This is a genomic window from Levilactobacillus sp., from assembly GCF_022646225.1.
Classification (GTDB): domain Bacteria; phylum Bacillota; class Bacilli; order Lactobacillales; family Lactobacillaceae; genus Levilactobacillus; species Levilactobacillus suantsaiihabitans.
The window spans coordinates 1-21,961 of record NZ_JALCJA010000005.1 but is presented as its reverse complement, the minus strand read 5'-3'; the positions used below and the strand labels follow the sequence as shown (position 1 = coordinate 21,961).

The following is a 21,961-nucleotide window of genomic DNA, read 5'->3' as shown; positions in this document are numbered from 1 at the left end:
AAAGTTCTGCCCGCCACAAGTGGACCAACGATACGGTTTCCGCCCCGTGATAGCCGCAGCGTGACACAGCCGGCAGCCGGTTTCGTTCAAGCCGGTCACCAAACCAGCCTAGCTGGGACTTATTCAGTAACAGCCTGACTGCTCGCCAGCTAAACGCCTGCTGCCCCGCGGTTCATTACATTGGGCTGGTCATGATCCGTTGCGTGGCGGCCGTGACCTTTTCCATCGCATTTTCTTGCGTCCTTTCGGCTTCGTCAAAGGCGGCTTGATCGACGGCTTGGTGCTCAACGTCGATGCTGTCCGTCATGGCTTGGCACGCCTGCGTGTAGGTCCGGTAGGCCGCGACCAGTGACTTGTGCTTGCCCAGAACCCGAACTGGCACGTTGGCCTGTTGGAGCTTGTTCAAGTTATCCTCATAGCGGTCCGTGCCGCGTTGGAAATTGTCGGCGACCTTTTGCAAGTCGACTTGTGACAGGTCACTGACCGTGTCATTGTCAATGGCGCCGCGCATCTTTTCAAAGTCGGCGTTCATCGTTTCCGCGCCCTCTTCAGTCGTCTTCAACACGCCTGATAAGACCTGGATGTAGCCGTTCATATTGTTCTTTTGTAAACTGTTTCTTGCCATCGTTTCCGCCTCCGTAACTTAATTGCGCCAGAACGTGTCGTAGACGTTGACTGGCAAATGCCGCTTGTGCGCGGTCTTGTGGTACCAACTTTCAATGCGTTCCGCCGCCGCAGTATCGATGTCCTTGCCTTCCAGGTAGTCATCGATATCCTGGTAACGAACGCCCAGCGCTGCCTCATCGGGCAAAGCTGGCCGGTCTTCTTCCAGATCGGCCGTCGGCACCTTTTGGTACAGGTGCTCTGGCGCGCCCAAGTACCGCAACATAGCGGCGCCTTGACGCTTATCCAGTCGCCAAATGGGGCAAATATCCGCAGCCCCATCCCCGAATTTGGTATAAAATCCGGTGACGGCTTCCGCGGCGTGATCCGTGCCCACCACGGCACCGTGACGGGCCCCCGCGATGGCGTACTGCGCGATCATGCGTTGCCGCGCCTTGATGTTGCCCTTGTTAAAGTCACTGATGGTTTCGTGGTTAGCCGTGACGGCCGCCAACATGGCATCCGTGGCTGGTTGAATGTTGACCCGTTCAACCTCATCGGCATTCATGAAATCAATCGCCATCATGGCGTCGTCCTCATCGGCCTGTTCGCCATACGGCAAGCGCACCGCGATAAACCGGTAGTCCTGATCACCGGTCTCCTGGCGCAATTCCGTGACGGCTTGTTCACACAATAACCCGGCCAACGTCGAATCTTGACCGCCGGAAATGCCTAAGACCAGCGTCTTCATGAAGTCATAGTGCTTCAAATAATCCTTTAAAAAATCCACACTCCGTCGCACCTCAGTTGCCGGGTCGATCGACGGTTGGACCTTCAACGCTTCAATAATTTCTTTTTGCATCGTACGCATCATGCTGCCCCCTTGTTGACATGTAAGCATGGACCACCCGACCACTCTTGGGCCCACGTTTCAGCCATTTAGAATTGATACCTAAAAGTTGAGAATAGACTTGATTCTCGGACTAGCAAATTAGCACCACCACGGGCTAAGCCGCTTACTACTGGCACTCACACTTGTAGCCGAGAGTCCGTCAAATATAGGTTCAGCCGTGGGAGTTCTCTTAGTGGCGCGGTTTATGCCGCTTAGAGAACTGGCGTCTTTGAGACGCGGTCTTCGGCTCAAAGCGAGGCCGAGACCGCACCTTGGCTCGGCCGCTCCGCCCACCGCGTTCCAACCTATATTTGACGGACGGTAGACGACCAGTTACCGCTATACTATTGCCAACAACCAAATCTTCGCCATCAGACGTGAAACGCTGCTATTCAGGCATCGTCTGCACGTACGTGTGAATATCCTTGATGATGGCCATCTTGTGGTCCCAGCAGTCTTTGGACAGATCCACCGGATACTTTTGCGGGTTCAAGTCCCGTTTGTACTCTGGCCACAGGTTCGCCAAGGCACCCCGACACCGGTCCCGCACCGCAGACAGCGTCGGCAGCTTGTAGACCAGTTCGCCGCGGTCGAAAATGTTTTGCAAAATCGGCCGTGCGTTGAAGTCGTTGACCGTCTTGTTGATGTAGGTGTAGTTGGGATGGAACATGAACAGCGATTCTTCGTTACGCGGATCTTCATCGATCAACGCCACGTAATCGCCTTCCGTCTTGCCGTCCGCCTTCTTGGTGATGCGCCAAACTTGCTTCTTGCCCGGCGTCGTCACCTTTTCGGCGTTGTTGGACAGCTTGATGGTGCCCTTCATCTGGCCGTGGTCGTCGGCAATGGCCACCATCTTGTAAACGGCGCCCAAGGCTGGCTGGTCAAAGGCCGTGATCAGCTTGGTGCCGACCCCCCAGACGTCGATCTTGGCGTCTTGCATCTTGAGACTTTGAATCGTCTTTTCGTCCAGGTCATTAGAGGCGTAAATTTTGGCGTTCGGGAAGCCCGCTTCGTCCAGCTTTTGCCGCACCCGTTTGGACAGGTACGCCATATCTCCGGAGTCGATCCGCACGCCTTGGAAATTGATCTGGTCGCCGAGTTCCTTGGCCACCTTGATGGCGTTCGGCACCCCACTACGCAACGTATCGTAGGTGTCGACTAAGAAGACGCAGTCGCGGTGCGTCTTGGCGTAGGCCATGAAGGCATCGTAGTCGTTGCCGTACGTTTGGACCAGGGCGTGGGCGTGGGTCCCGCTGATGGGAATCCCAAAGATCTTGCCGGCCCGCACGTTAGAGGTCGCGTCAAAGCCCCCGATAAAGGCGGCCCGAGTGCCCCAGATGGCGGCGTCAAATTCTTGTGCCCGCCGCGTGCCAAATTCCATCAACGCGTCATCCCCGGCCACGGAACGAATCCGTGCAGCCTTGGTGGCAATCAGCGTTTGATAGTTGATGATGTTCAAGATAGCCGTTTCGACCAATTGGCAATCCGCCAACGGCCCTTCCACCTGTAACAGCGGTTCGTGGGCGTAAACCAATTCGCCTTCCACAGCCGAGCGAATCGAGCCCCGGAATTGGAAATTCTTTAGGTAATTCAAGAAGTCTTCGGAATAATCTTCAGCTTCTCGTAAGTAATCAATATCCGTTTGGGAAAAATGCAGGTTTTGGATATAATGGACAATGTGTTCCAGACCAGCGAAGACCGCGTAACCGTTTTTAAACGGCATCTCACGGAAAAAGACTTCGAAGACCGCGTGTTTATCAGCGATTCCTTGTTCGTAGTAAGTTTGAATCATATTGATCTGGTAGGCATCCGTGTGCAGAGTCATACTGTCGTCAGGATACAAATTCGTCATAATGAGCTACTCCCTTAGCTGGTTTTTGAGCCGGATTTAATGATTTAAATTTAATTTCAATAGTCTTATTTTAGCATGAAACAAACAGAGCGTCATACAATTTAGTGCGGTACCGGGGGCTTAATTCGTTCTCGTACCAATCCTTGAGAGGAGTCCCCTTATGCAAACCACATTTCCGACCGTCACCGTGCTTGACTTACCCTTCGTCAAGACCACGGCGGCGGCCCTCCTACCCGTCTTACAACAGCGCATCAGTGACCGGCAAAATACCTTCGTGGTGACCGCCAATCCGGAGATCGCCATGTACGCCCACGAGCACGCCGACTACCGCGACCTGTTGCTTAGCGCCGACTTCATCACACCAGATGGCGTCGGTATCCTGGACGGGGCCAAAATTTTGAAACAGCCGCTGCCCGAACGGATCACCGGGTTCGACACCCTGCAGGCCCTACTTGCCTGGGGCAGTGACCATCACCGCTCCGCGTACTTCTTAGGGGCCAAGCCGGCCGTCATCGCCCAACTGAAGCCGATTCTGGCGCGGGACTACCCCGGCCTGGTGATTGCTGGCATTCGCGACGGCTACTTCCAAGACGCGGCGCCCATCGTGGCCGACATTGAAGCCCAACAACCCGACATGGTGTTCGCCGCGCTGGGTTTTCCCAAGCAAGAACAGTTCATTCACCAGCACCGCCACGTCACCAAAGGGTTGTGGATGGGCGTCGGCGGCAGCTTTGACGTTCTCGCCGGTGCCGTCGTCCGGGCGCCCAAGTTCTGGCAAGACCACCATTTGGAGTGGTTCTACCGGACGGTCAAGGAGCCCAAACGCTTGAAGCGTATCGCGGTCATCCCGCACTACCTGCACCTCGTGCGCCAACAGGCCAAACGCCAGCATCGTTAATGGCATCATAGCGAAAGCTGGTCGCCTACAGCTCGCCGAATATGAGTTGGAACGCTGAGGGCGCCGGGTCGAGCCAAAAGGCGGTCTCGCCCCTCAACTTGAAGCTGATAACCCACGTCTTCAAGTTGCCAGTTGCCTAAGCGCCATGACCCACGCCGCTAAGGCAACTCCCACAGCTGAACTCATCTCTAGCGAACTATCGGCTACGGTCGTGGTACCCGCAACATTTTTGCTCGCATAACATCATCGTGTCACCTAGGCTAGCGCTGCTTGGCGCTGGTCTTTTTGCTTTAGTTAAAGGTTGAACCTAAAATTAACACCTTGATTGCTGCAGTAGCGGTGTTCTGACACTTAAAATTGGTGAACTCAGAAATCTGCGTCAGCTGGGACTCCGCCTGCTCTGGAGAACATCTCCAACCCGAGAAGCGGTCTTTCGATTCACTTGAGAGCCTGGCTGTCTCCGGCAAGTTATCGTCTATCGGCAACACCGTGTTAATAATGACAAACCTATCATTAATGCAGCTACTATCTGGAGTTAAGACGACTGTCACTGGCAAGCACTACTTTAGCCGAGAGTTCGCCTAATATGGGTTCAGCCGTGGGAGTTCCCTTAGCGGTGGTTTTAGCCGCTTAGGGAACTGGCGTCTTTGAGACGTGGGCTGCGGCTCAAAGCGAGGTGCCGAGACCGTCCTTTGGCTCGGCCCGTCCGCCCCAGCGTTCCAACCCATATTTGGCGAACGGTAGGCGGCCAGTTCCTGTTGTGAAGCTGAAAACGACTATTTTTGACGTTATGCATGATAACAGTATTTCCAGCTGATTTTCGTCTTTCAACCTGCAGGATTTAGGCCGTAGTCGCTCTCCAACGACTGGGTTGCCGGTATCAAGCAGGTTTTGCCAGGCACATCTGCCAAAAAAGGAGCCGAACCACCGTCCAGCTCCTCGTATTTACTTTTCCAAATAAAATTCAAAGCGTTCCCCAACATATTGGGTCCGCACATATTCAAACGGTGTTCCGTCTTGCAGGTACGTCACCTGACGTAGGCGCAAAATGGCGTCACCGCGCTTGATGTTCAGGTATTCCGCGATGCGCTCGGACGCCGACATGGCCGAAACCGTTTGTTGGGCCTTGCCGGGGTTCAGTTGCTTCTTATCTTCCAGCGCGCGGTACAGCGAACTGGTGACTTCCTTTTTGTTCAGGCCATCCACCAGCTTTTCGGGCACGGTGGCCACCTCAAAACAAATCGGGACGTCATCGCCGTAGCGAATCCGTTCCATCCGCAACACTTGGTCGTCTTCCTTGAGCTTGAGCTTTTCAGCTTCACTCAAGGATGGATTCATCACGTGATACGAAATGGTCTTGCTGGTCGGTTGCTTGCCCTGCGTCAACATGAGGTCGGTGAAACTGGTGACCCCGGACATTTTTTCCTGGACCTTTTGGTTGGCCACGTAGGTCCCAGAACCCACTTGCCGTTCCAAAATTCCTTCATCAACCAGCGTTTGAATGGCTTGGCGGAGCGTCATCCGACTCACATCAAAATCACGAGACAACTCTCGTTCAGACGGAATTCGATCGCCAACCGCCCATTTTCCGGCTTCAATTGCACGTTTAATGTCATTATGAATTTGAATATAAATCGGTGAACTCACAGCACCCAACGTCCCTTCTCAAGATATCTACAATTGGTTTATTTGATGAGCTCCTGCATGTTGCGACCCAAACTAAAGGTCGTGTCCACGTGGAGATCACGTGTTAACAAGTTTAAATCGGCGTCGCGTCCCGGAAGCAGCTTGCCCTTTTGGGTCAGGCCAAATTCCTCGGCTTGGTTCACGGCACTCATTTGCACGGCGTCGTTGACGTCACAACCGGTAAAGGCAATGACGTTGCGGAAGGCCTCGTCGAACCGTAAGACGGACCCGGCTAAGTTGCCGCTTTCCAGACGGGCTTGGCGGTCCTTGACGATGACCTTTTGGCCACCCAATTCACTCACGCCTTCAGGCATCCCCTTGGCACGCATGGAGTCAGTGACCAGTTCTAGCCGGTGTTGGCCCTTTTGTTCGTAGGCCAGCTTAATCATGTCCGGCACGATGTGGAAACCATCGCAAATCAATTCACAATACAAGTTGTCTTCCAGCATGGCGTGACCGGTGACCCCGGGTTCGCGGTGCCGCAAGCCCCGTTGCGCGTTGTACAAATGGGTCACGTGGGTGGCACGGCTCTCCAGCAGTTGTTCTCGCGTGGCATTGGAATGGCCGACAGACGGCACGATGCCATTGGCTAAGCAGTAGGCTTCAAACTTTTCGGCCCCCGCGTCTTCTGGCGCGTAGGTGATCAATTTGACCCGATTGCCGGACAACTGGTTCCAACGGTCCAACAGGTCGACGTCTGGATCCTTGATGTACTTTTCAGGCTGCGCCCCCTTGAAGATGGCGGCAATGAAGGGCCCTTCCAAATGAACCCCTTGAATCAACGGGTTCCGTTCGGCAGCCACCGCAATCCCTTGCATGGCATGGTCGATGGCCGCATTGGATTGGGTCATCGTGGTCGGGAAGATCGACGTGATACCTTCCAACGACATGAGGTTAACCATCTTATCAATTTGGTCAGGGTCCCCATCCATACTATCATATCCATAGCCCCCATGGCTATGCACGTCAATAAATCCGGGCACAATCGTCTTGCCAGTCACCACGTGGATCTCATCGGCAGGTAAGGGCCGAAAGTCCGCCACGGGGCCCACCGCTTCGATTTCCCGGTCGAAACGGATGAACCCATCGGCAATGACCTCGTCACCGGTGTAAATCTTCGCGTGCTTTAAAACAATGCTCATTGCTTTTTCTCCTCCTCATCAATTATAACCTTCAGTCAACACTGTTATTATAATCGGTATAGACCAAAAAGGCAACTCACGCGACCGGCAAATTAGCAGTTTTTTTCGCGCAACTGGAACCAAGCATCCGCCTGCCGTTGCGCGAAATATTGGGCGGCACGAGCCGAAGTGCGTGTCTCAAAGTGGCCTCATGGTCAAAACGTGGGTCAATAACCGTTTTGACCCACAATAATGACCACCCCAACCTGTGCTATTTGACTAAACAAGACACCCCAAGGCAGGCAATCGCCACGACGTCACCAGTTGCGCGCGGCTATGTCGCAATGGTCGTCGATACCACATGGCTCTGGTAACCACTTCAGTAGCCGAGAGTGGAGCGAAATCCAGGTTCAGCCAGGGAATTTGTCAGCGATCTTTGCTGGCAAATTGGTGACTTTGAGACGTGGGCTTCGGCTCAAAGCAAGGGCCGAGACCGCACTTTGGCTCGGACCGTCCTCCCCCAGCGTTCCAACCTGAATTTCGCGCAACGGCAGGCGGCCAGCCAGCACCATAGCAGGCGGAGCTCCTGGCGGCCGCAGGCGACTGGTTTAGCAAACCCCAGCAGCGTTAGGCCGGGCCACCGGCGTCGCGCTTGATGGTGGCGTCGATGCCTTTGACCACGGCTGTCATGAAGCCGGCCTCTTCCATGGCCAACAGGCCGGCCACGGTGCTCCCACCGGGCGAGGCCACTTGGTCGATCAAGGCAAACGGAATCTTGTCGCTGGCCAGGACCATTTTAGCGGAGCCCAACGTGGCCTGGGCCGCGATTTGCGTCGCCTGGTCTTTGCTGAGGCCGTGCTTGACGCCGGCGCGGCTGAGACTGTCGATGAAGAAGTCGATGTAGGCCGGTGAACTACCTGCCAGCGCGCTGAAGACGCCAAATTGGTCCTCGGCCAGCGTGGTCGTCGAGCCAATCGTGTTGAAGACCCGCAGTGCGGCGGTGAGCCGGTCGCCCGTCAGTTGATCGTTGGCGGCCACGGCGGTCATCCCCGCGCCGACTTCCACGTTAACGTTGGGCAGCGTCCGCAAGATAGGCACGTTTTCGCCCGCCACGTTGGCCAGCTGTTCCAGGCTTAAGCCGGCCACGATGGAGATCAACGTCTTGTCACCGTTGGCCAGCTGTGGTTCAACTTCCTGTAAGACGTCGAGGGCCACGTTGGGCGTCACGGCCAAGACCACTAAGTCGCTAGCCGTCACCACGGCGGCGTTGTTAGCCACGGGGGTCAATCCCCATTTGGCCGCGTACGGCCCGTAACTTTCCTGGCGGTGGCTGTGCACCACGATATCCGCCGGGGCAAATGTCTGGGCCTGTAACAGACCGCCGATGATGGCCTGCGCCATGCCACCGACGCCAATAAATCCAATCTTCATTTTGCGTCCTCCTTAGGTAAGTGGTCTTTGAACCACTGGTTGATGCGGTTTAACCGTTCAATGCGTAAATTAGGCAGTCCGGAACGTGACAGCTCGTGGTTCGATTGCGGGAACAACACGAGTTGCGTGTCTACGCCCGCTTCTTTTAAGCCCACGAAGAATTCTTCGCCCTGCGTCGTGGGACAGCGCAGGTCCTCTTCGCCATGCAAGACTAAGATTGGTGTCTTGGCGTGGCGCACGTAGGCCAACGGGGAAAAATGCCACAGCTGGTTGATGTCACGCATGTCTTGTTTCAACTCCCACGGTGTGAAGAAATAGCCAATGTCGCTGGTGCCGTAAAAGCTGATCCAGTTGGCAATCGAGCGTTGGGTCACGGCGGCCGCGAACCGGTCCGTGTGCGTTTCGATCCAGTTGGTCATGAAGCCGCCGTAAGAACCGCCGGTGACGCAGAGTTGTGCCGGGTCGATGGTGTCGTCGAGTTTGAGCGCCGCGTCAACGCCTAGCATCAGGTCCTCAAAGTCCCCCTCGCCGTAATGGCCAATCACGGCCGTTTCAAACTCCTGGCCGTAACTGTTGCCGCCGCGCGGATTGATGGCGATGACGCCGTAGCCCTGACCGGCCAGGAACTGTAGCTCGTGGTAAAAGCCGTAGCCGAAGTCGACTTGCGGCCCGCCGTGCACGTACAGTACCGCCGGATGACGCGGTGTCGGGGTGACTGGTGGGAAATACCACCCTTCGATCTCCCAGTCGGCCGCACCCTTGAATGTGAAGCGTTGGCCGGCCACCAGCGCGTGTCTAGCCTCATAGGTGGCGTTGGGGTTCACCAGTCCCCACTCGGCGCCTGTGGCCACGTTAAGGGCCTTTAACCGGCTCACACTGGTCATGGTGGTCTCAGTGAAGACGATGATGTTGGCATCGACCACGCTGAAATCGGTGATGGCCCGGTCGCCGCCCAATAACACGTGCGGTTGAGTCTCCCCTAAGCGCTGACTGACCAGGCTGAGGCGGCCGTGGGCATTTTCCAACGTCACCACGGTCTGGTCGTCCAGCCAGGCCACAAATTGACCGGACTGGCGCTGTTGGCTGTCGACCGCCAGCATGTCGCCGACCTCGACGTCTCGTGGCGCGGTCAGATCCGTCAATGCGGCCGTGTTCAGGTCGCTCAGCCAGGCGTGGGCCTGCGACACGTTGGGGATGTGGTTATCTTGGCCCCACATCACGACACGCTGTCCGTCCGCCGCCAACTGGCCCTGGCCAAAGGAACCCGCCGTCAAATCAGCGTTCAACAGGCGTTCGGCGGTCCCATCGAAGGGGTGCCAGTATTCGCCAAAACTAAAATCGTGTTCATCGTCCGGCAGCCGTTTAGCATCAAACAACAAGCCGTCTGCCGTCGCCGCTGTTACGGTAAACGCCTGGGGCCGCTCTAGCACCACGGACTGGTCGCGACTGGCACACTGGTAGCGAATACATTGATAGGTTAACCCTTGAGGCAGGAGTCCCCGCCCGTTTTGTTTGTATTGTAATTTGTCGACCACCCGTACGCTGGGCAGCTCAGTGGGTTTGGGCGCGCCGGTCGTAGTCTGAAAGTACAGGACGTCCGCGTTGGCTTCCCAGACCAGCTGGCTGATGTCGGCATCCCCGCGCGTGATCTGCTCGGGCGCCCCACCACTCAGCGGCACCATGAACAGCTGCGCATGGTCCGCCACGGCGCCGGTAAAGGCCAAATAGCGGTGACTGGGACTCAACGCCAGCTCACTCACGGTCACGCCGGCCGGACTCCACCGTCGCCGGTCACTGCCGTCAGCCAGTTGCACGCTATAAATCGCCGCTTGACTAGCATTTTTCTGCTGGTCTAGTTGACTCTCCACGTAATACACCCGTTGGCCGTCACTGACGGGTTGCGCCAGTGGTCGCAAGGCAAACAGGTCTTCCGGTTGCACAATCGTTGCCATGATAAGACCCCCACTTTCTTGGACAAATTCACAAATGGTCTGGAGCAATTATTAATTTGACTTTAGCGAAGTTCCGGGGGATTGTCAATTTTTTCGGGAGGATTTCCCGGGTTGTTTTCGGGAAAAGGCTGCGCCGATTAAAAAACAGACCGGCAACCAGGGCCAGTCTGTCTTAGCGGTTAATTTTGGTAACTGAAGGTTGAAAGACGAAAATCAGATAAAACAATTGTTATCATGCGACTCATGGTGTTAAAAATAGTCGTTTTCAGCCTCACAATGAAAACTGGCCGCCTACCGTTCGCCAAATATGGGTTGGAACGCTGGGGCGGACGGGCCGAGCCAAAAGACGGTCTCGACGCCTCGCTTTGAGCCGAAGCTCACGTCTCAAAGTGGCTTCATGGCCGAAACGTGCGCCAACAGGCAACTGGTTCCGCTTAACACTGCTAGGCAAATAATCCAAACCCGGGATTATCCGCCTAGCACCGTTAATGCTCGCCAGTTAACCGCCTGTCGTCACACTCTTGTTAAGCGGCTGAACCCATATTTGGCGAACTCTCGGCTACGGTAGTGCTTGCCAGTAACAGTCGTCTTAACCCCAAATAGTAGCCACATTGACGACTAGTCTATAATCAACACAGTGTTACTGATAACCGTCAACCTTGCCGGAGGCAGCCAGGGTGGAGTCAGCTGTGTCGGCGGTGTTGGCTGAGGTTTTGTCTCAGCCTACAGCGCGGGACGACTTGAGAGCCTGGCTGGTTTTGCCAGGCTCTCAAGCGAACCGGAAGCCCGTTCTTTGGGCTGGAGGTGTTCCCCAGAGCAGGCGGAACCCTGGCTGACGCAGGGGCCTGGTTTCACCAAATTTAGGTGTCAGAACACTGTCATTGCAGCAATCAGCGCGTTAATTTTAGGTTCAACCTTCTGTTAGTGACGCTGGCGTAAGCCCCGCCCTAGCCAACCGAGACCAGCGAGCAAGGTCAGGCCGAATGCCTGCCAGGGGGTGGTGGCGTCGTTGGTTTGTGGCAGCGTTGAGTCGGCCACATTGGCGTTGCGGTGACCTGTGCGGCTGGATGTCGTGCGATGGCGGACCGGTTGTGACCCAGTCGTCAACACGGTCTCCGCATCCACCGCTGGCGTTTGGCTCACCGTGGACGTAACCGCTGACCAAGTCCAGCGATCACGTTGGCGCAACTGCGGGGTGGCGTTTGGGTCGGCATTGCGTTGCCAGGTCAGTTGATCCACGACCCGGTTGGCCACCCGCCCCGTTGCGTGTTGCTCGGGCGTCCACGCGCTGGGTTGCGGGATTACGGCCGTTGAACCGCCATCCATAACTGACGAATCAGTGGTTGGCGTAGTCGTGCTGTTATCGCCTGGCGTTGAAGGGGTGTTCCCCGGCGTCATTTCATCGGGGAGCGGATCCGTTTCCGCGGTCGGCGTCTTGCCTGAATCGGCTGCGCCTAGCGCTGGCACCACAATCTCCAGGTTTTCAAACCCAATCTGGCCGGTGTACTGACCACCCGACGTGAAGACGACGGATAAGGTTGTTGACTTGTCAGTTGGCCAGTTGGCAGGCAACGTAAGCGTGTCGCTGTCTTCGTCGTAATGTAGCTGCACACTATTTTTACCATCATTGTAGGTGAAGCTCAGTTCTCGCAAGGCATCGTCGTTAATGCCCAATGTCCCGATCAAGGTCGCACGGACGTCTTTCACAGTCGTTTTTTGCCGATTTTTTGGTTCGATAGCAATCTGCAAAAACTCCTGATGACTGAACGCGTTTTCGCCATTTGACCAGGACTTTCCCGCAGCATCTAAGCTTTCCAGCCGGTTGTAGGCAAAAGCATCATCATTCAAGTGAATAGAATCATTCCCGATATTAATCATAATTAACCGGTTGTGGGCGAACGCTGACACACCAACATTCTCAATTTTTTCCGGCAACGTCAGCATTAGTAATTGATTGTATTCAAAAGTCCCGTTATTAATTTCCGTGAGGCCGTCACCTATCTGCACGCCCGTCAGCTGATTGTATTTAAATGCAGATGCACCTAAGCTCGTTAGACTAGCAGGCAAAATCAGCTTACCTGTGAGTTGATTTTTAAGGAATGCCGCATCCCCAATCGTTGCTAACTGGTCATCCAAAGTCACAGACGTTAACTGATTGTTCGTAAAAGCGTTATCCCCCACATTCGTCAACGTCACTGGCAAAATCAAATCCCCGGCAAGCTTATTATTGGCAAAGGTGGCTGTCCCAATTTTTTCCAGCCGGTCATTGACGATCAGCCGCTGAAGACCATTGTTCACGAAAGCCCAGTCACCCAGGTTCGTCAGACGCGCCGGCAAAATCAAATCCCCGGCAAGCTTATTATTGGCAAAGGTGGCTGTCCCAATCTTTTCCAGCCGGTCATTGACGATCAGCCGCTGAAGCCAATTGTTCACGAAAGCAAAGTCACCCAGGTTCGTCAGACTCGCCGGCAATTTCAGCTCGCCCGTCAATTGATTCTGGCTAAACGCCCCCGTTTCAATGTTGGTGATGCTATCGGGTAACACCAGTGTCGTCAGCTGATTATTTTCAAAAGCCTGAACCCCAATCCGGTTGAGCCGAGCATCTTTCGCAAACGTCAATCCCGTCAAATGCGCACCATCAAAGGCTTCATCCCCAACGTCTTGCACACTAGCTGGAATCGCCAGCGCACCTGTTAGCGGATTGCCTTGAAAGGCTTGCTTGCCGATGGTCTGCACACCTTGTCCCAACGTTAGATCCGTCAGGTGATTGCCACTAAAGGCATTGTCGCCAATCTTAGTCACACTGTCTGGCACGACCACTGCGCCTTGTAGCTGATTATCAGCAAACGCTGCCGTTCCGATCGTCGTCACATTTTTGCCTAAGGATAAGTCCGTCAATTGATTGCCCCTAAAGGCTTGATCCCCGATAGCCGTCAGACTATCTGGAAGCGTCAGGCTCCCCTGAATCTGATTACCCGCAAAGGCCGCCGTATCGATTGAAATCAGCTGATCATCTAACTGCAGGTCTGTCAGGCCACAATTGGCAAAGGCTGACGCCCCGATCATTTCGACTGAATCCGGTAGCGTCAGTGTGGTCAACGGGTTGTCGCGAAAAGCGGCCTGCCAGATTTGCACCACACCGTTGAGATCGATGTCAGCCAGTTGATTGTCCGCAAAGGCCTCGTCATGAATATACAGCCAAGTACCAGAAAATTTGACGGTCGTGAGGGCATTGTCCGCAAAAGCGTCTGCCCCAATCAGATGCACATTTTGCCCCATCGTGACCTGTGTCAATTTGGCCAATCCAGCCGCCGTCAACTTCTTGCCACTAAAGGCGCCATCCCCGACCGTCGAGACTGCCTGGCCTTGATAGGAATCCGGAATCACAATGGCTGTGGCGCCGCTGTTAAAGGTGTCGGAAAATCCGGTCACCGTCCATGAACCGTCGTCATTTTTTGTATAGCTAAAATCGGATGCTGTCGTTGTCGCTGGGGTATCGGTTTGGGACTGAACATCGGTCGTTGGTGTGTCCGCCGGCTGATGTTCGGCGTCAGTGTTGGGCGCCTCATCTGTCGGCTCCTGTGGCTGACTGGCGTTGGCGGTATCGTCAGCCAAGGACTCATCCTCAGCCACCAGTGACTTCGGCGACACTGGATTTTCGGCATCCTTATCCGATTCACCGGTATCTGTGCCGGAATCCTGTGACTGATCATCGGTCCCAGCGTCAACATCCGGCTGGTTGTCCTCAACATCGTCATCGGTACCGCCTTCAATATCGTCTCCAGTATCCTCGCTGGTATCCTCTACCGCGTCGTTCGCGTTACCTTCACTACCCGCAACCGACTCCTGACCATCGGCCGTGGACGACTGATCTGCGCCAGTGACTTCCCCCGCTACCGGTGTCGCAGCGGCTTGCGCACTTGGGTCACTGAGCACTAGGCCGCTCCCTAATGCCACCACGGTGAGTCCCGCGTAAAACCATTTACGCTGAGGTCCTCCCCACCGTGTTTGTTGTTCTAACTGACTACTCCGCATGACCCTGACGCATCCTTTCACATTTATGATGATTCGATACAATATAACTAATATGATAGCACGCCCCCGGCAATTCGTCAGGCCCGGTTAATTGCCAAAGAGGTGAACGATTACCGCTATCAGCTATTCAAATTGACCACGGTTCTGACACTGTTTATCGCTAGATTAGTTGCCCTCAACCGACTTAGATTGACCACAATCGTCTTGGACCGGGGGTATTTAGGGGACAGGTTCGCTAATCTGTGGTAAGGAAAACTTTTTTCAAGCCGACAAAAAACGAGCGCCATCCGCCAAATTCCGGACGTCACTCGTCAGCATTATCTATTCATGTCGCTGTTTTCTAGTCAGGCCAACCCAACTCAAAACAACTAGCAAACTCACGCCCAGCCATCGCCAAACTGACCGGCGTTCGTTGGTCTGTGGCAAGCGGCTCGCCGTGGGTGATGTCGCTTGGTTGGACTGGGTCTGCGATTGACTGGCAATCGACTCAGCCGGAGTGTCGCCAGTCGTTGCCGTGTCAGCGGCGGCCGCCATGTGGGTCACCCTAGCCGGTGTCACCCGTCCAGACGACGCCCGGTAACCGCTAACCCATTTACCATGGGTCGCTGTCGCCGGTTGACCCTGACGCTGAGATGTCGCCAGGCGCGCCCGGTCCTTGGCGGTAATCAGCGCGGCGTGGTGCAGATCGATGAGGTCCGGCTTAATCGTCGCGGGTTGGGGAATCGTATCGTCGGCGCCGGTAGTGGTGGTCGCTGGCGTGGTCGGCGCTTCTGGTATTTCTGGTACTTCCGGCGTATCCGGCGTCACTGGGGTGTCTGGTGTCGTCGGTGTATCAGTCGGCGACTCACTCCCAGGATCCGTTGGCGTACTAGGATCAGTCGCCGGGTCCGTGCCAGTGCCGGGTTCGTCATGGCCACCGCCACCTGGACCAAGATCTGCAGTATAGTTGACCTTTTCCAGAGCGGTGATCGTGCCGTCCGCATTGACCAAAACCGGAATGGTTTGCCGGTCCGCGGTATAGCCACCAACTTGAGGAACCTTTACAGTTTCAGTATCACCAACAAGACCTTTACTTGCTACTTTATCGGCCTTCTCTCTGATCAGCTCATCCAGATCTTCATCCCGCAAATTACTAGGAATCGCCACATCGGCCTTAACATACCGCTTCAGCACAAACTCCAGGTTATTCACGCTATAACGCCCCGTATCCGTGCCGCCCGTCACCAGGCTGACCGTCACCGTCGCGTCAGTGACCTTGGCCGGCAATTTCAGCGTATCCGAGTTGCTGTCATAAGTGGCGCCTTGTTGCGAGTCGGTTAGCTTAAATTGTAGCTGGTCAATGTCGATACCAAGCTGGGCCTCGATGGCCGCTTGCACGTGATGAATGGTCATCACACCATCCCCATCAACGTTAACGATCCGCGCCGTGGTGCCCACATTATCCAGATTTTTCTGGCCCGCAAAGGCGTAGTCGCCAATCGTCCCGATTTTACCAGTCGCCGTAATCTTTTTCAGGTCATTATCCGCGAAGGAATAGTCTGCCAGACTGTTAACGTTGTTTTGCAGTTCCAGTCCGGTCAACTGGTTATTTTCAAAGGCGTAGGCCCCCACGTCGGTCAGCGGATTGCTCAATGTCAGCGTTCCTTGTAACTGATTGTTTTGAAAGGCATGGTCGTTGATGGTAATCAGCCCGGCCCCGCCAGTCAGCTTATCCAAGAAATTGTTGGCAAACGCGTAGGCCCCAATGCTGGTCACCGTATCCGCCAGATTTAGCACCCCGGTCAATTTATTATTATAAAAGGCCCGCGCTTCAATCGTCTTAACGTTCGCCCCACCAGTCAAGCCGGTCAGCTGGTTGTTGGCAAAGGCGTCCGTCCCGACATTGACAATGCTATCCGGCAAATTCAGCGTCCCCGTCAGTTGATTGTCGGCAAAGGTACGGATCCCCACGCGCGTGATCTTATCGTTCAGAGTCACGCTAGTCAGCTGGTTGGTCGCAAACGCGCCGTCCCCCAGCTCGGTCAGGTTAGTCGGTAAGGTCAGTGAATTTTCTATCCGGTTGTCAGCAAACGCGTCCGTCCCAATCGACGTCAGGGCGTCATCTAGGGTCAGCCCAGTCAGCTGGTTGTTCGCAAAGGCCAGGTCCCCTACGCTAGTGATGCTGGCTGGCAAGGTCAACGTCCCACTCAGCCGGTTGTTGGCAAAGACGCCGGTATTGAGCACCGTCAGTTGGTCCAAGCCGTGAACCGCCGTCAACTGGTTGGTGTTAAAGGCGTTGTCGCCCAGCGCCTTTAAGTTAGCCGGCAAGGTCAGTGGTCCCGCAATCTGATTGTGGGCAAACGCCGCCGTCCCGATTGAGACGACGTTGGGCCCCAGAGTCAGCTGACTGATGGCGTTGTCTGCAAAGGCGTCAGCGGCAATCGCTTTGACCGTGTCCGGAATCACGAGACTGGTGATGGCGTTGTGGGCAAAGGCGCCGATATTGATGTCCGACACGTGATTCAGGTCCACACTGGTCAAGACGTTATTGCTAAAGGCATCGTCGCCAACCGACCAGATGCCGTCCGTCATTTTAACCGTTTTCAATTTGTTATTGGCAAAGGCATCCTGTTCGATCCACTGGAGATTGTTGCCCAGCGTAACCGATGTCAGCCCATCGCCAGCAAAGGCCCCCGCCCCAATCACCGTCACGGGCTTGCCCAAATACGTATCGGGGATCGTGATGTCAGTGGTCGTGGTCGCTGGTTGGCGGCCCGTGACGATGTAGCCATCCCCACCAGCATTTAGCTGATAGGTCAGCGCGCTGGTGACGGTCAGTGCGGCAGTATCCGCCGCCGTCACGGGGACGTCCGCGGTCGGCGTAGTGGTCTCGGTGGTGCCAGTCGCCGACGCCGGCGTATCACTGACGGGCGCCGGCTCAGCTGCGGTCGGTTGGACCTGGCGCCGCAAGAACTGGTGTCGCAGCGCGTAGGTCGGCGTCACACTGGCCTGATGGGTCTGGTGTGAAACGCCCACCGCCAGCTTATCCGGCTGGACGGCCGTGGTCACCGTGGTGGTGGCTTTCGTGGTTGGCTTGGTTGTTACCGTTGGCTTGTCTGTCGCGGTTGGCTTGGTCGGCGTTGCCGCTGCGGTGGTCGGCGTGGTGGTGCTGACTGCACTCGGCGTCACACTGGCAACAGGGGTCGTCGCTGCAGTGGTATCCGCGACCATTTCTGTTTGGGGATCCGTATCGTTGTCACCAACGCGCGTGTCGGCATAGACCGGCTGTGTGACCAATAAGGCCCCCGCGCCGAGTCCCAGGGTCACGCTGGCGTAGAACCACTTGCCTGACGTTGGCTTTAATCGGTGTTGCGTTTGCTTGCGCATGATCTGCGCCTCCTTGTTTATCCCCCGCTAGCCCCCAGCTACCGGCCACTTTACTCTCAAGGTTATCCTACCACCCCCCGGGGCAATTGTCAGTCGGGATTAATTGAAAATACCAGCAATCATTTCTAGGGTAATATACTTTAGCACCGTCGTCACTCAATCCCTACCAGGCTTTGTCCCTCACTTATCGGCCGACCCCGGGATTGCGAGAAAAATGCGCATAAAAAAACCGACCACACACCGTGATCGGTTTTTTAGTTGGGCTAGCTGGGTTCGAACCAGCGCATCACGGGATCAAAACCCGTTGCCTTACCACTTGGCTATAGCCCAATAATAAAAATGGTGGGGAGTGGATTCGAACCACCGAACCCGAAGGAGCGGATTTACAGTCCGCCGCGTTTAGCCAGACTTCGCTACCCCACCAAAAGATGAATCTTCGTAACGAATCAACTTCACTATCATACAAAATTCTGCATAAACCGTCAAGACTTTTTTGCAGATTTTTTTTATTTTAAGTCCAAAATTTTTAAACGCCGCTGCCATTCCGTGAAATAATCCGGCTGCGACCACTCGTTAATGCGGCGATTGTGATACCCCAGCGCCTGATTGAGGTACGTGGTGTGACCAAAGGTAGCGGGCGCAAAGCGGTGATGACTGTGACCGAATAAAACTACGGGAACTGAATATTTTTCCAGTAAGGCGCCGGTCTGCGGACTGCCCATCAGGGCGTTGGCCATGTTCCAGAAGCGGTCATCGTCCGTATAGCGGATGTAATCGCGCCGAGGTACAAAGTGGGTCATCACCAGCACCCGTTTGTGTGCCGCTTGGGCCGCCGTTAGTTGCGTCGTCAGCTGGTCTAGACTCACGGCCAAACGCGCGGGATCACTCATCGGCTGGGCGATGGTGCTGTCGACCCAGTAGGCCCGTTTCCAGACGGCAAAGTCACGATTCACCAGGTTGTCGGCAAATCGGTAGTCATACCAGCCATTATTGCCGATAATACGCCAGTTAGTGCCCGCGACGTCTAAATACCCACGATGCAGGTAAACGGGCGCTAGCGGCGATTCTAGGCCCGCGTACGTGACATCATGTAACATGTCATGATTGCCCGCAATGAAGCGGACCTGCGCCGGGGCAATGGCCTGCTGTAATTGCGTGACGAAGGCCAGTGACTGGTCGAAATAATTGGTAATATCACCCGCAATCAGGTAGACCCCCACCCGTTGCTGCGTGAGATACGCAGCCTGTTGGCGCACCACCGTCGCCACGTCCTGTTGATTCACGTCCAAATGAAGATCACTGATCAAAGCGACTCGTACCATGTTGCGCCTCCTTAAAATAAAAAAGTACCACTCCGATAACAGAGTAGCACTTTTTCGCCAGAAACAAATTTATTTGATACCGGCCATTAAATTCTTAATTGGTTTAACCAGAGCGAACATGATGACCCCAGCGACGATTGCCACGATGGCCACGCCCATGAAGTAAGCTGCTTCGTTTTCTGGTGTGTATAACTTAACGATTTGCGCGTTAACGGCTTGCCCAGCGGCATCGGCCAGGAACCACATACTCATCATTTGTGATTGGAAGGCCTTTGGCGCTAACTTGGTCGTCACGGATAACCCGATTGGCGAGATCAGCAGTTCGGCAATTTCAACTACGGCCCAGCTACCAACCAGCCAGAGGGGACTAACCTTGGTGTCGGTCCCAAACATGACCACAGGAATCACCATGATCAGGTAAGAAGCCCCGGCAAACAGCATCCCAGTCGCAAACTTGGCAGGTGAACTAGGTTGCTTCTTGCCCCAACGGTTCCACAGTGCGGCGAAGAATGGCGTGTAAATTAAGATGAACAGTGGGTTTAACATTTGGTACCAAGCTGGCAAAATGTGTAAGCCCAAGAAGTGGTTGTTCGTTTGGTTAGCGGCGAACAACGCTAAGACGGAAGACCCTTGTTCTTCGATGGCCCAGAAGATCATGGCCGCGATGAACAGGCCCAAGTAAGCCCACACGTGTTTGCGTTCCACGGTCGTCACTTTTTTGCTGGTTAAGAAGATCACGAAGTAAACCACTGGTGCAGCAATCGCGATGATCGACAGTAACAGCACGAAGTTGTTTAAGTTCAATGAACCCAATAAGTACATCAGTAAGACGATCAACCCAAAGGCCACTAAACCAATCGTCCCGCGAACGGTTAACTTCTTCATGTCACCGGGTTCGAGCGGGTCAGTTGGGTACAGGCTATCCTTGCTCAGGTACTTCTTTCCACCAATCCAGTATTGAACCAGTCCTAAGAACATCCCGATAGCGGCTAAGGAGAACCCTAAGTGGAAGTTGTAGCTTAACCCTAACCAACCTACTAAGATTGGTGCGACTAAGGAACCTAAGTTGATCCCGAAGACGAAGATGGTAAACCCGGCATCACGACGCGTATCCCCTGCATCGTAGAGGCCCCCAACCATTTCAGAAACGTTCGGCTTCAACAGCCCAGTCCCTAAGACGATCAGCAGAATCGAGATAAACAGTGCCATGGATCCGGCAGGAACGGACAACGCAATGTGCCCAAACATGATCAAAACCCCACCGATGAAGACGGTCTTCCGACTCCCCCAGACACGGTCACTCATGTATCCCCCTAAAACGGAAGACAGGTAAACCATGGATCCGTAAATGGACATCACAGAAGCCGCAGTGGCTTGGCTAAAGCCTAACCCACCCTTGGTCACGGAGTAGTACATGTAGTAGATCAGGATGGCCCGCATCCCGTAGTAACTGAACCGTTCCCACATTTCCGTGAAGAACAGTGTCGATAACCCACGCGGTTGACCGAAGAACGTTCGGTCTTGGCTGGTTGTTTCTGGTTTGTTATTCAAAACGATAATACCTCCATTGCAATCTTGAAAATGAATAATTTTATTTTTCGCAGGACCCATCACAAAACCCGATGGTCACGATGTCTCATAGACCTCTAATAAAACATAGTAGTAATTATACTGCATGAAGGCCCGTTACGCAACGGTTTTCCTAATAAAAAAGCCGCCATACCCCGTCAGGCCGCGGAAAAATAATGATGAAAGTATTAGCCATCTCATGCAATCTTCTTATTTTTTATTCATTTTGCCCCGTCCCCGAATATTAGTATTTTTATGTATAAAATTCGCCAAAATTGCCCTAATTATGCGAGGACAACCGGTTCCCCTAGTCGGACGTCCAAAAGCAGTCAATCGCCCCCAGTGGCCTTCTAAGTAGCCAAAAAAGAGACCTGCCAAATCGACAGATCTCCTCACAGTTCGTGCGTTAAATTTAACGGGCACCCACGACGCCTAACCCCAATTCTTGGCAAGCAAACTTGACCAGTGCTTGGCCGTTTAACCAACCGTAGATATCATTCGGAATATCGACCGTTGGGACTTGGGTGTTCATAGCTGCGGCATCAGCGTCACTAGCGGTTTGTGGGGCCAACAAGACCAAGTCCTGTTCCGCTAACAGTTCTGGCGTCAGATCAGCCATCACGCTTGCCTTAAAGTTCAAAGGAACTTGCCGAGTTTCAGCGGTCCGCTTAGCTTCCCCTAAAAATAAGTGACTTGAATTTTCGTTCCCTGATAATAATAAGACGTTTTTCATGATGTCCGCTCCCTTTAGTTATCTCTTCTCGATATGTTAAGAATATCACTTTCAAGAGTAGACCACAATAGGTTTATGAAATAAATCAATATTTAATTTATTATCTTAATCAGCTACATGTCGGTGTTTTAAGTTCTATACCAATTATTTTACATCGACCTATACCAATTTATCGGTTGCGACGTGGCGGCGAATTCGCTTTCAAAAAGGCCATTTAAAATGGAAACACAAAAAAAGCCATCAGTCTAAACGACTAATGACAGTTTTGATGCCGGCTGAGGAATTCGAATCCCCGACCCTCGGTTTACGATACCGATGCTCTACCAGCTGAGCTAAGCCGGCATATCAATTGGTTAACCAGGTTAACCCGACTCCGGCAGGCGGGCTCGAACCGTCGACAACCTGATTAACAGTCAGGTGCTCTACCAACTGAGCTATGCCGGAATAATCGCGTGGCAACGTCCTATCCTCGCAGGGGGCGATCCCCCAACTACTATC

Annotated in this window: 13 protein-coding genes and 4 tRNA genes; 1 reads left to right on the top strand and 16 read right to left on the bottom strand. The window is 54.3% G+C overall.

The genetic code is table 11. The features are described from left to right. Positions 1-175 precede the first annotated feature (175 nt). The 3 genes from LKH74_RS08915 to LKH74_RS08905 form a co-directional block, all read right to left on the bottom strand. Positions 176-625 carry a hypothetical protein gene (locus tag LKH74_RS08915; RefSeq protein ID WP_287708422.1) on the bottom strand — a complete coding sequence of 150 codons (450 nt, stop codon included), beginning with the start codon at positions 623-625 and terminating at the stop codon, positions 176-178. Positions 626-643: 18 nt separating this feature from the next. Beyond that, positions 644-1,474 carry an ammonia-dependent NAD(+) synthetase gene (gene nadE / locus LKH74_RS08910; protein ID WP_135368254.1) on the bottom strand — a complete coding sequence of 277 codons (831 nt, stop codon included), beginning with the start codon at positions 1,472-1,474 and terminating at the stop codon, positions 644-646. Positions 1,475-1,883: 409 nt separating this feature from the next. Beyond that, complete coding sequence (locus LKH74_RS08905) at positions 1,884-3,350, bottom strand: nicotinate phosphoribosyltransferase (protein ID WP_135368255.1); 1,467 nt, start codon at positions 3,348-3,350, stop codon at positions 1,884-1,886. Positions 3,351-3,510: 160 nt separating this feature from the next. Between LKH74_RS08905 and LKH74_RS08900 the strand changes: the two genes are divergently transcribed. Continuing rightward, positions 3,511-4,248 carry a WecB/TagA/CpsF family glycosyltransferase gene (locus LKH74_RS08900; protein WP_287708423.1) on the top strand — a complete coding sequence of 246 codons (738 nt, stop codon included), beginning with the start codon at positions 3,511-3,513 and terminating at the stop codon, positions 4,246-4,248. Positions 4,249-5,193: 945 nt separating this feature from the next. Here LKH74_RS08900 and LKH74_RS08895 read toward each other — a convergent pair. The 13 genes from LKH74_RS08895 to LKH74_RS08835 all read right to left on the bottom strand — a co-directional run bounded on the left by LKH74_RS08895 (position 5,194) and on the right by LKH74_RS08835 (position 21,907). Further along, the gene (locus LKH74_RS08895) at positions 5,194-5,895 is read right to left on the bottom strand and encodes a GntR family transcriptional regulator (RefSeq protein WP_135368257.1); all 702 of its coding nucleotides are present in this window, start codon (positions 5,893-5,895) and stop codon (positions 5,194-5,196) included. A gap of 38 nt (positions 5,896-5,933) precedes the next feature. Beyond that, entirely contained in the window at positions 5,934-7,076 is a 1,143-nt protein-coding gene (gene nagA, locus LKH74_RS08890; protein WP_287708424.1) for an N-acetylglucosamine-6-phosphate deacetylase, read from the bottom strand. Positions 7,077-7,682: 606 nt separating this feature from the next. After that, positions 7,683-8,486: a pyrroline-5-carboxylate reductase gene (proC, locus tag LKH74_RS08885; protein WP_135368259.1), complete on the bottom strand. Its 804-nt coding sequence runs from the start codon at positions 8,484-8,486 to the stop codon at positions 7,683-7,685. After that, complete coding sequence (locus LKH74_RS08880; protein WP_287708425.1) at positions 8,483-10,438, bottom strand: S9 family peptidase; 1,956 nt, start codon at positions 10,436-10,438, stop codon at positions 8,483-8,485. The genes proC and LKH74_RS08880 overlap by 4 nt, the downstream gene beginning before the upstream one ends. A gap of 921 nt (positions 10,439-11,359) precedes the next feature. Continuing rightward, a complete protein-coding gene (locus LKH74_RS08875) occupies positions 11,360-14,473 on the bottom strand; it encodes a leucine-rich repeat protein (RefSeq protein ID WP_287708426.1) in 3,114 nt (1,037 codons plus the stop codon). 321 nt (positions 14,474-14,794) lie between these two features. Beyond that, positions 14,795-17,839, bottom strand: coding sequence for a leucine-rich repeat domain-containing protein (locus LKH74_RS08870; protein ID WP_287708427.1), 3,045 nt, complete (start codon positions 17,837-17,839; stop codon positions 14,795-14,797). 258 nt (positions 17,840-18,097) lie between these two features. Continuing rightward, positions 18,098-18,169, bottom strand: a tRNA-Gln gene (locus LKH74_RS08865). A gap of 10 nt (positions 18,170-18,179) precedes the next feature. Beyond that, a tRNA-Tyr gene (locus LKH74_RS08860) sits at positions 18,180-18,262 on the bottom strand. A gap of 83 nt (positions 18,263-18,345) precedes the next feature. Further along, positions 18,346-19,161 (bottom strand): metallophosphoesterase, encoded by an 816-nt coding sequence (locus LKH74_RS08855; RefSeq protein ID WP_287708428.1) that lies wholly within the window; start codon positions 19,159-19,161, stop codon positions 18,346-18,348. Positions 19,162-19,230: 69 nt separating this feature from the next. Further along, entirely contained in the window at positions 19,231-20,712 is a 1,482-nt protein-coding gene (locus LKH74_RS08850; RefSeq protein ID WP_135368265.1) for a peptide MFS transporter, read from the bottom strand. 430 nt (positions 20,713-21,142) lie between these two features. Further along, positions 21,143-21,463 carry a cellobiose PTS IIC subunit gene (locus LKH74_RS08845; RefSeq protein ID WP_287708429.1) on the bottom strand — a complete coding sequence of 107 codons (321 nt, stop codon included), beginning with the start codon at positions 21,461-21,463 and terminating at the stop codon, positions 21,143-21,145. A 269-nt stretch (positions 21,464-21,732) separates the two neighbouring features. After that, a tRNA-Thr gene (locus tag LKH74_RS08840) sits at positions 21,733-21,805 on the bottom strand. A gap of 29 nt (positions 21,806-21,834) precedes the next feature. Beyond that, positions 21,835-21,907: transfer RNA gene (locus LKH74_RS08835), tRNA-Asn, on the bottom strand. Between the last annotated feature and the right edge of the window lie 54 nt (positions 21,908-21,961).

Bases quoted from the DNA above. Each gene is read 5' to 3' on its own strand.
- LKH74_RS08915 (WP_287708422.1), bottom strand. From the start codon at position 625: ATGGCAAGAAACAGTTTACAAAAGAACAATATGAACGGCTACATCCAG.
- nadE (WP_135368254.1), bottom strand. From the start codon at position 1,474: ATGCGTACGATGCAAAAAGAAATTATTGAAGCGTTGAAGGTCCAACCG.
- LKH74_RS08905 (WP_135368255.1), bottom strand. From the start codon at position 3,350: ATGACGAATTTGTATCCTGACGACAGTATGACTCTGCACACGGATGCC.
- LKH74_RS08900 (WP_287708423.1), top strand. From the start codon at position 3,511: ATGCAAACCACATTTCCGACCGTCACCGTGCTTGACTTACCCTTCGTC.
- nagA (WP_287708424.1), bottom strand. From the start codon at position 7,076: ATGAGCATTGTTTTAAAGCACGCGAAGATTTACACCGGTGACGAGGTC.
- proC (WP_135368259.1), bottom strand. From the start codon at position 8,486: ATGAAGATTGGATTTATTGGCGTCGGTGGCATGGCGCAGGCCATCATC.
- LKH74_RS08880 (WP_287708425.1), bottom strand. From the start codon at position 10,438: ATGGCAACGATTGTGCAACCGGAAGACCTGTTTGCCTTGCGACCACTG.
- LKH74_RS08875 (WP_287708426.1), bottom strand. From the start codon at position 14,473: ATGCGGAGTAGTCAGTTAGAACAACAAACACGGTGGGGAGGACCTCAG.
- LKH74_RS08870 (WP_287708427.1), bottom strand. From the start codon at position 17,839: ATGCGCAAGCAAACGCAACACCGATTAAAGCCAACGTCAGGCAAGTGG.
- LKH74_RS08855 (WP_287708428.1), bottom strand. From the start codon at position 19,161: ATGGTACGAGTCGCTTTGATCAGTGATCTTCATTTGGACGTGAATCAA.
- LKH74_RS08845 (WP_287708429.1), bottom strand. From the start codon at position 21,463: ATGAAAAACGTCTTATTATTATCAGGGAACGAAAATTCAAGTCACTTA.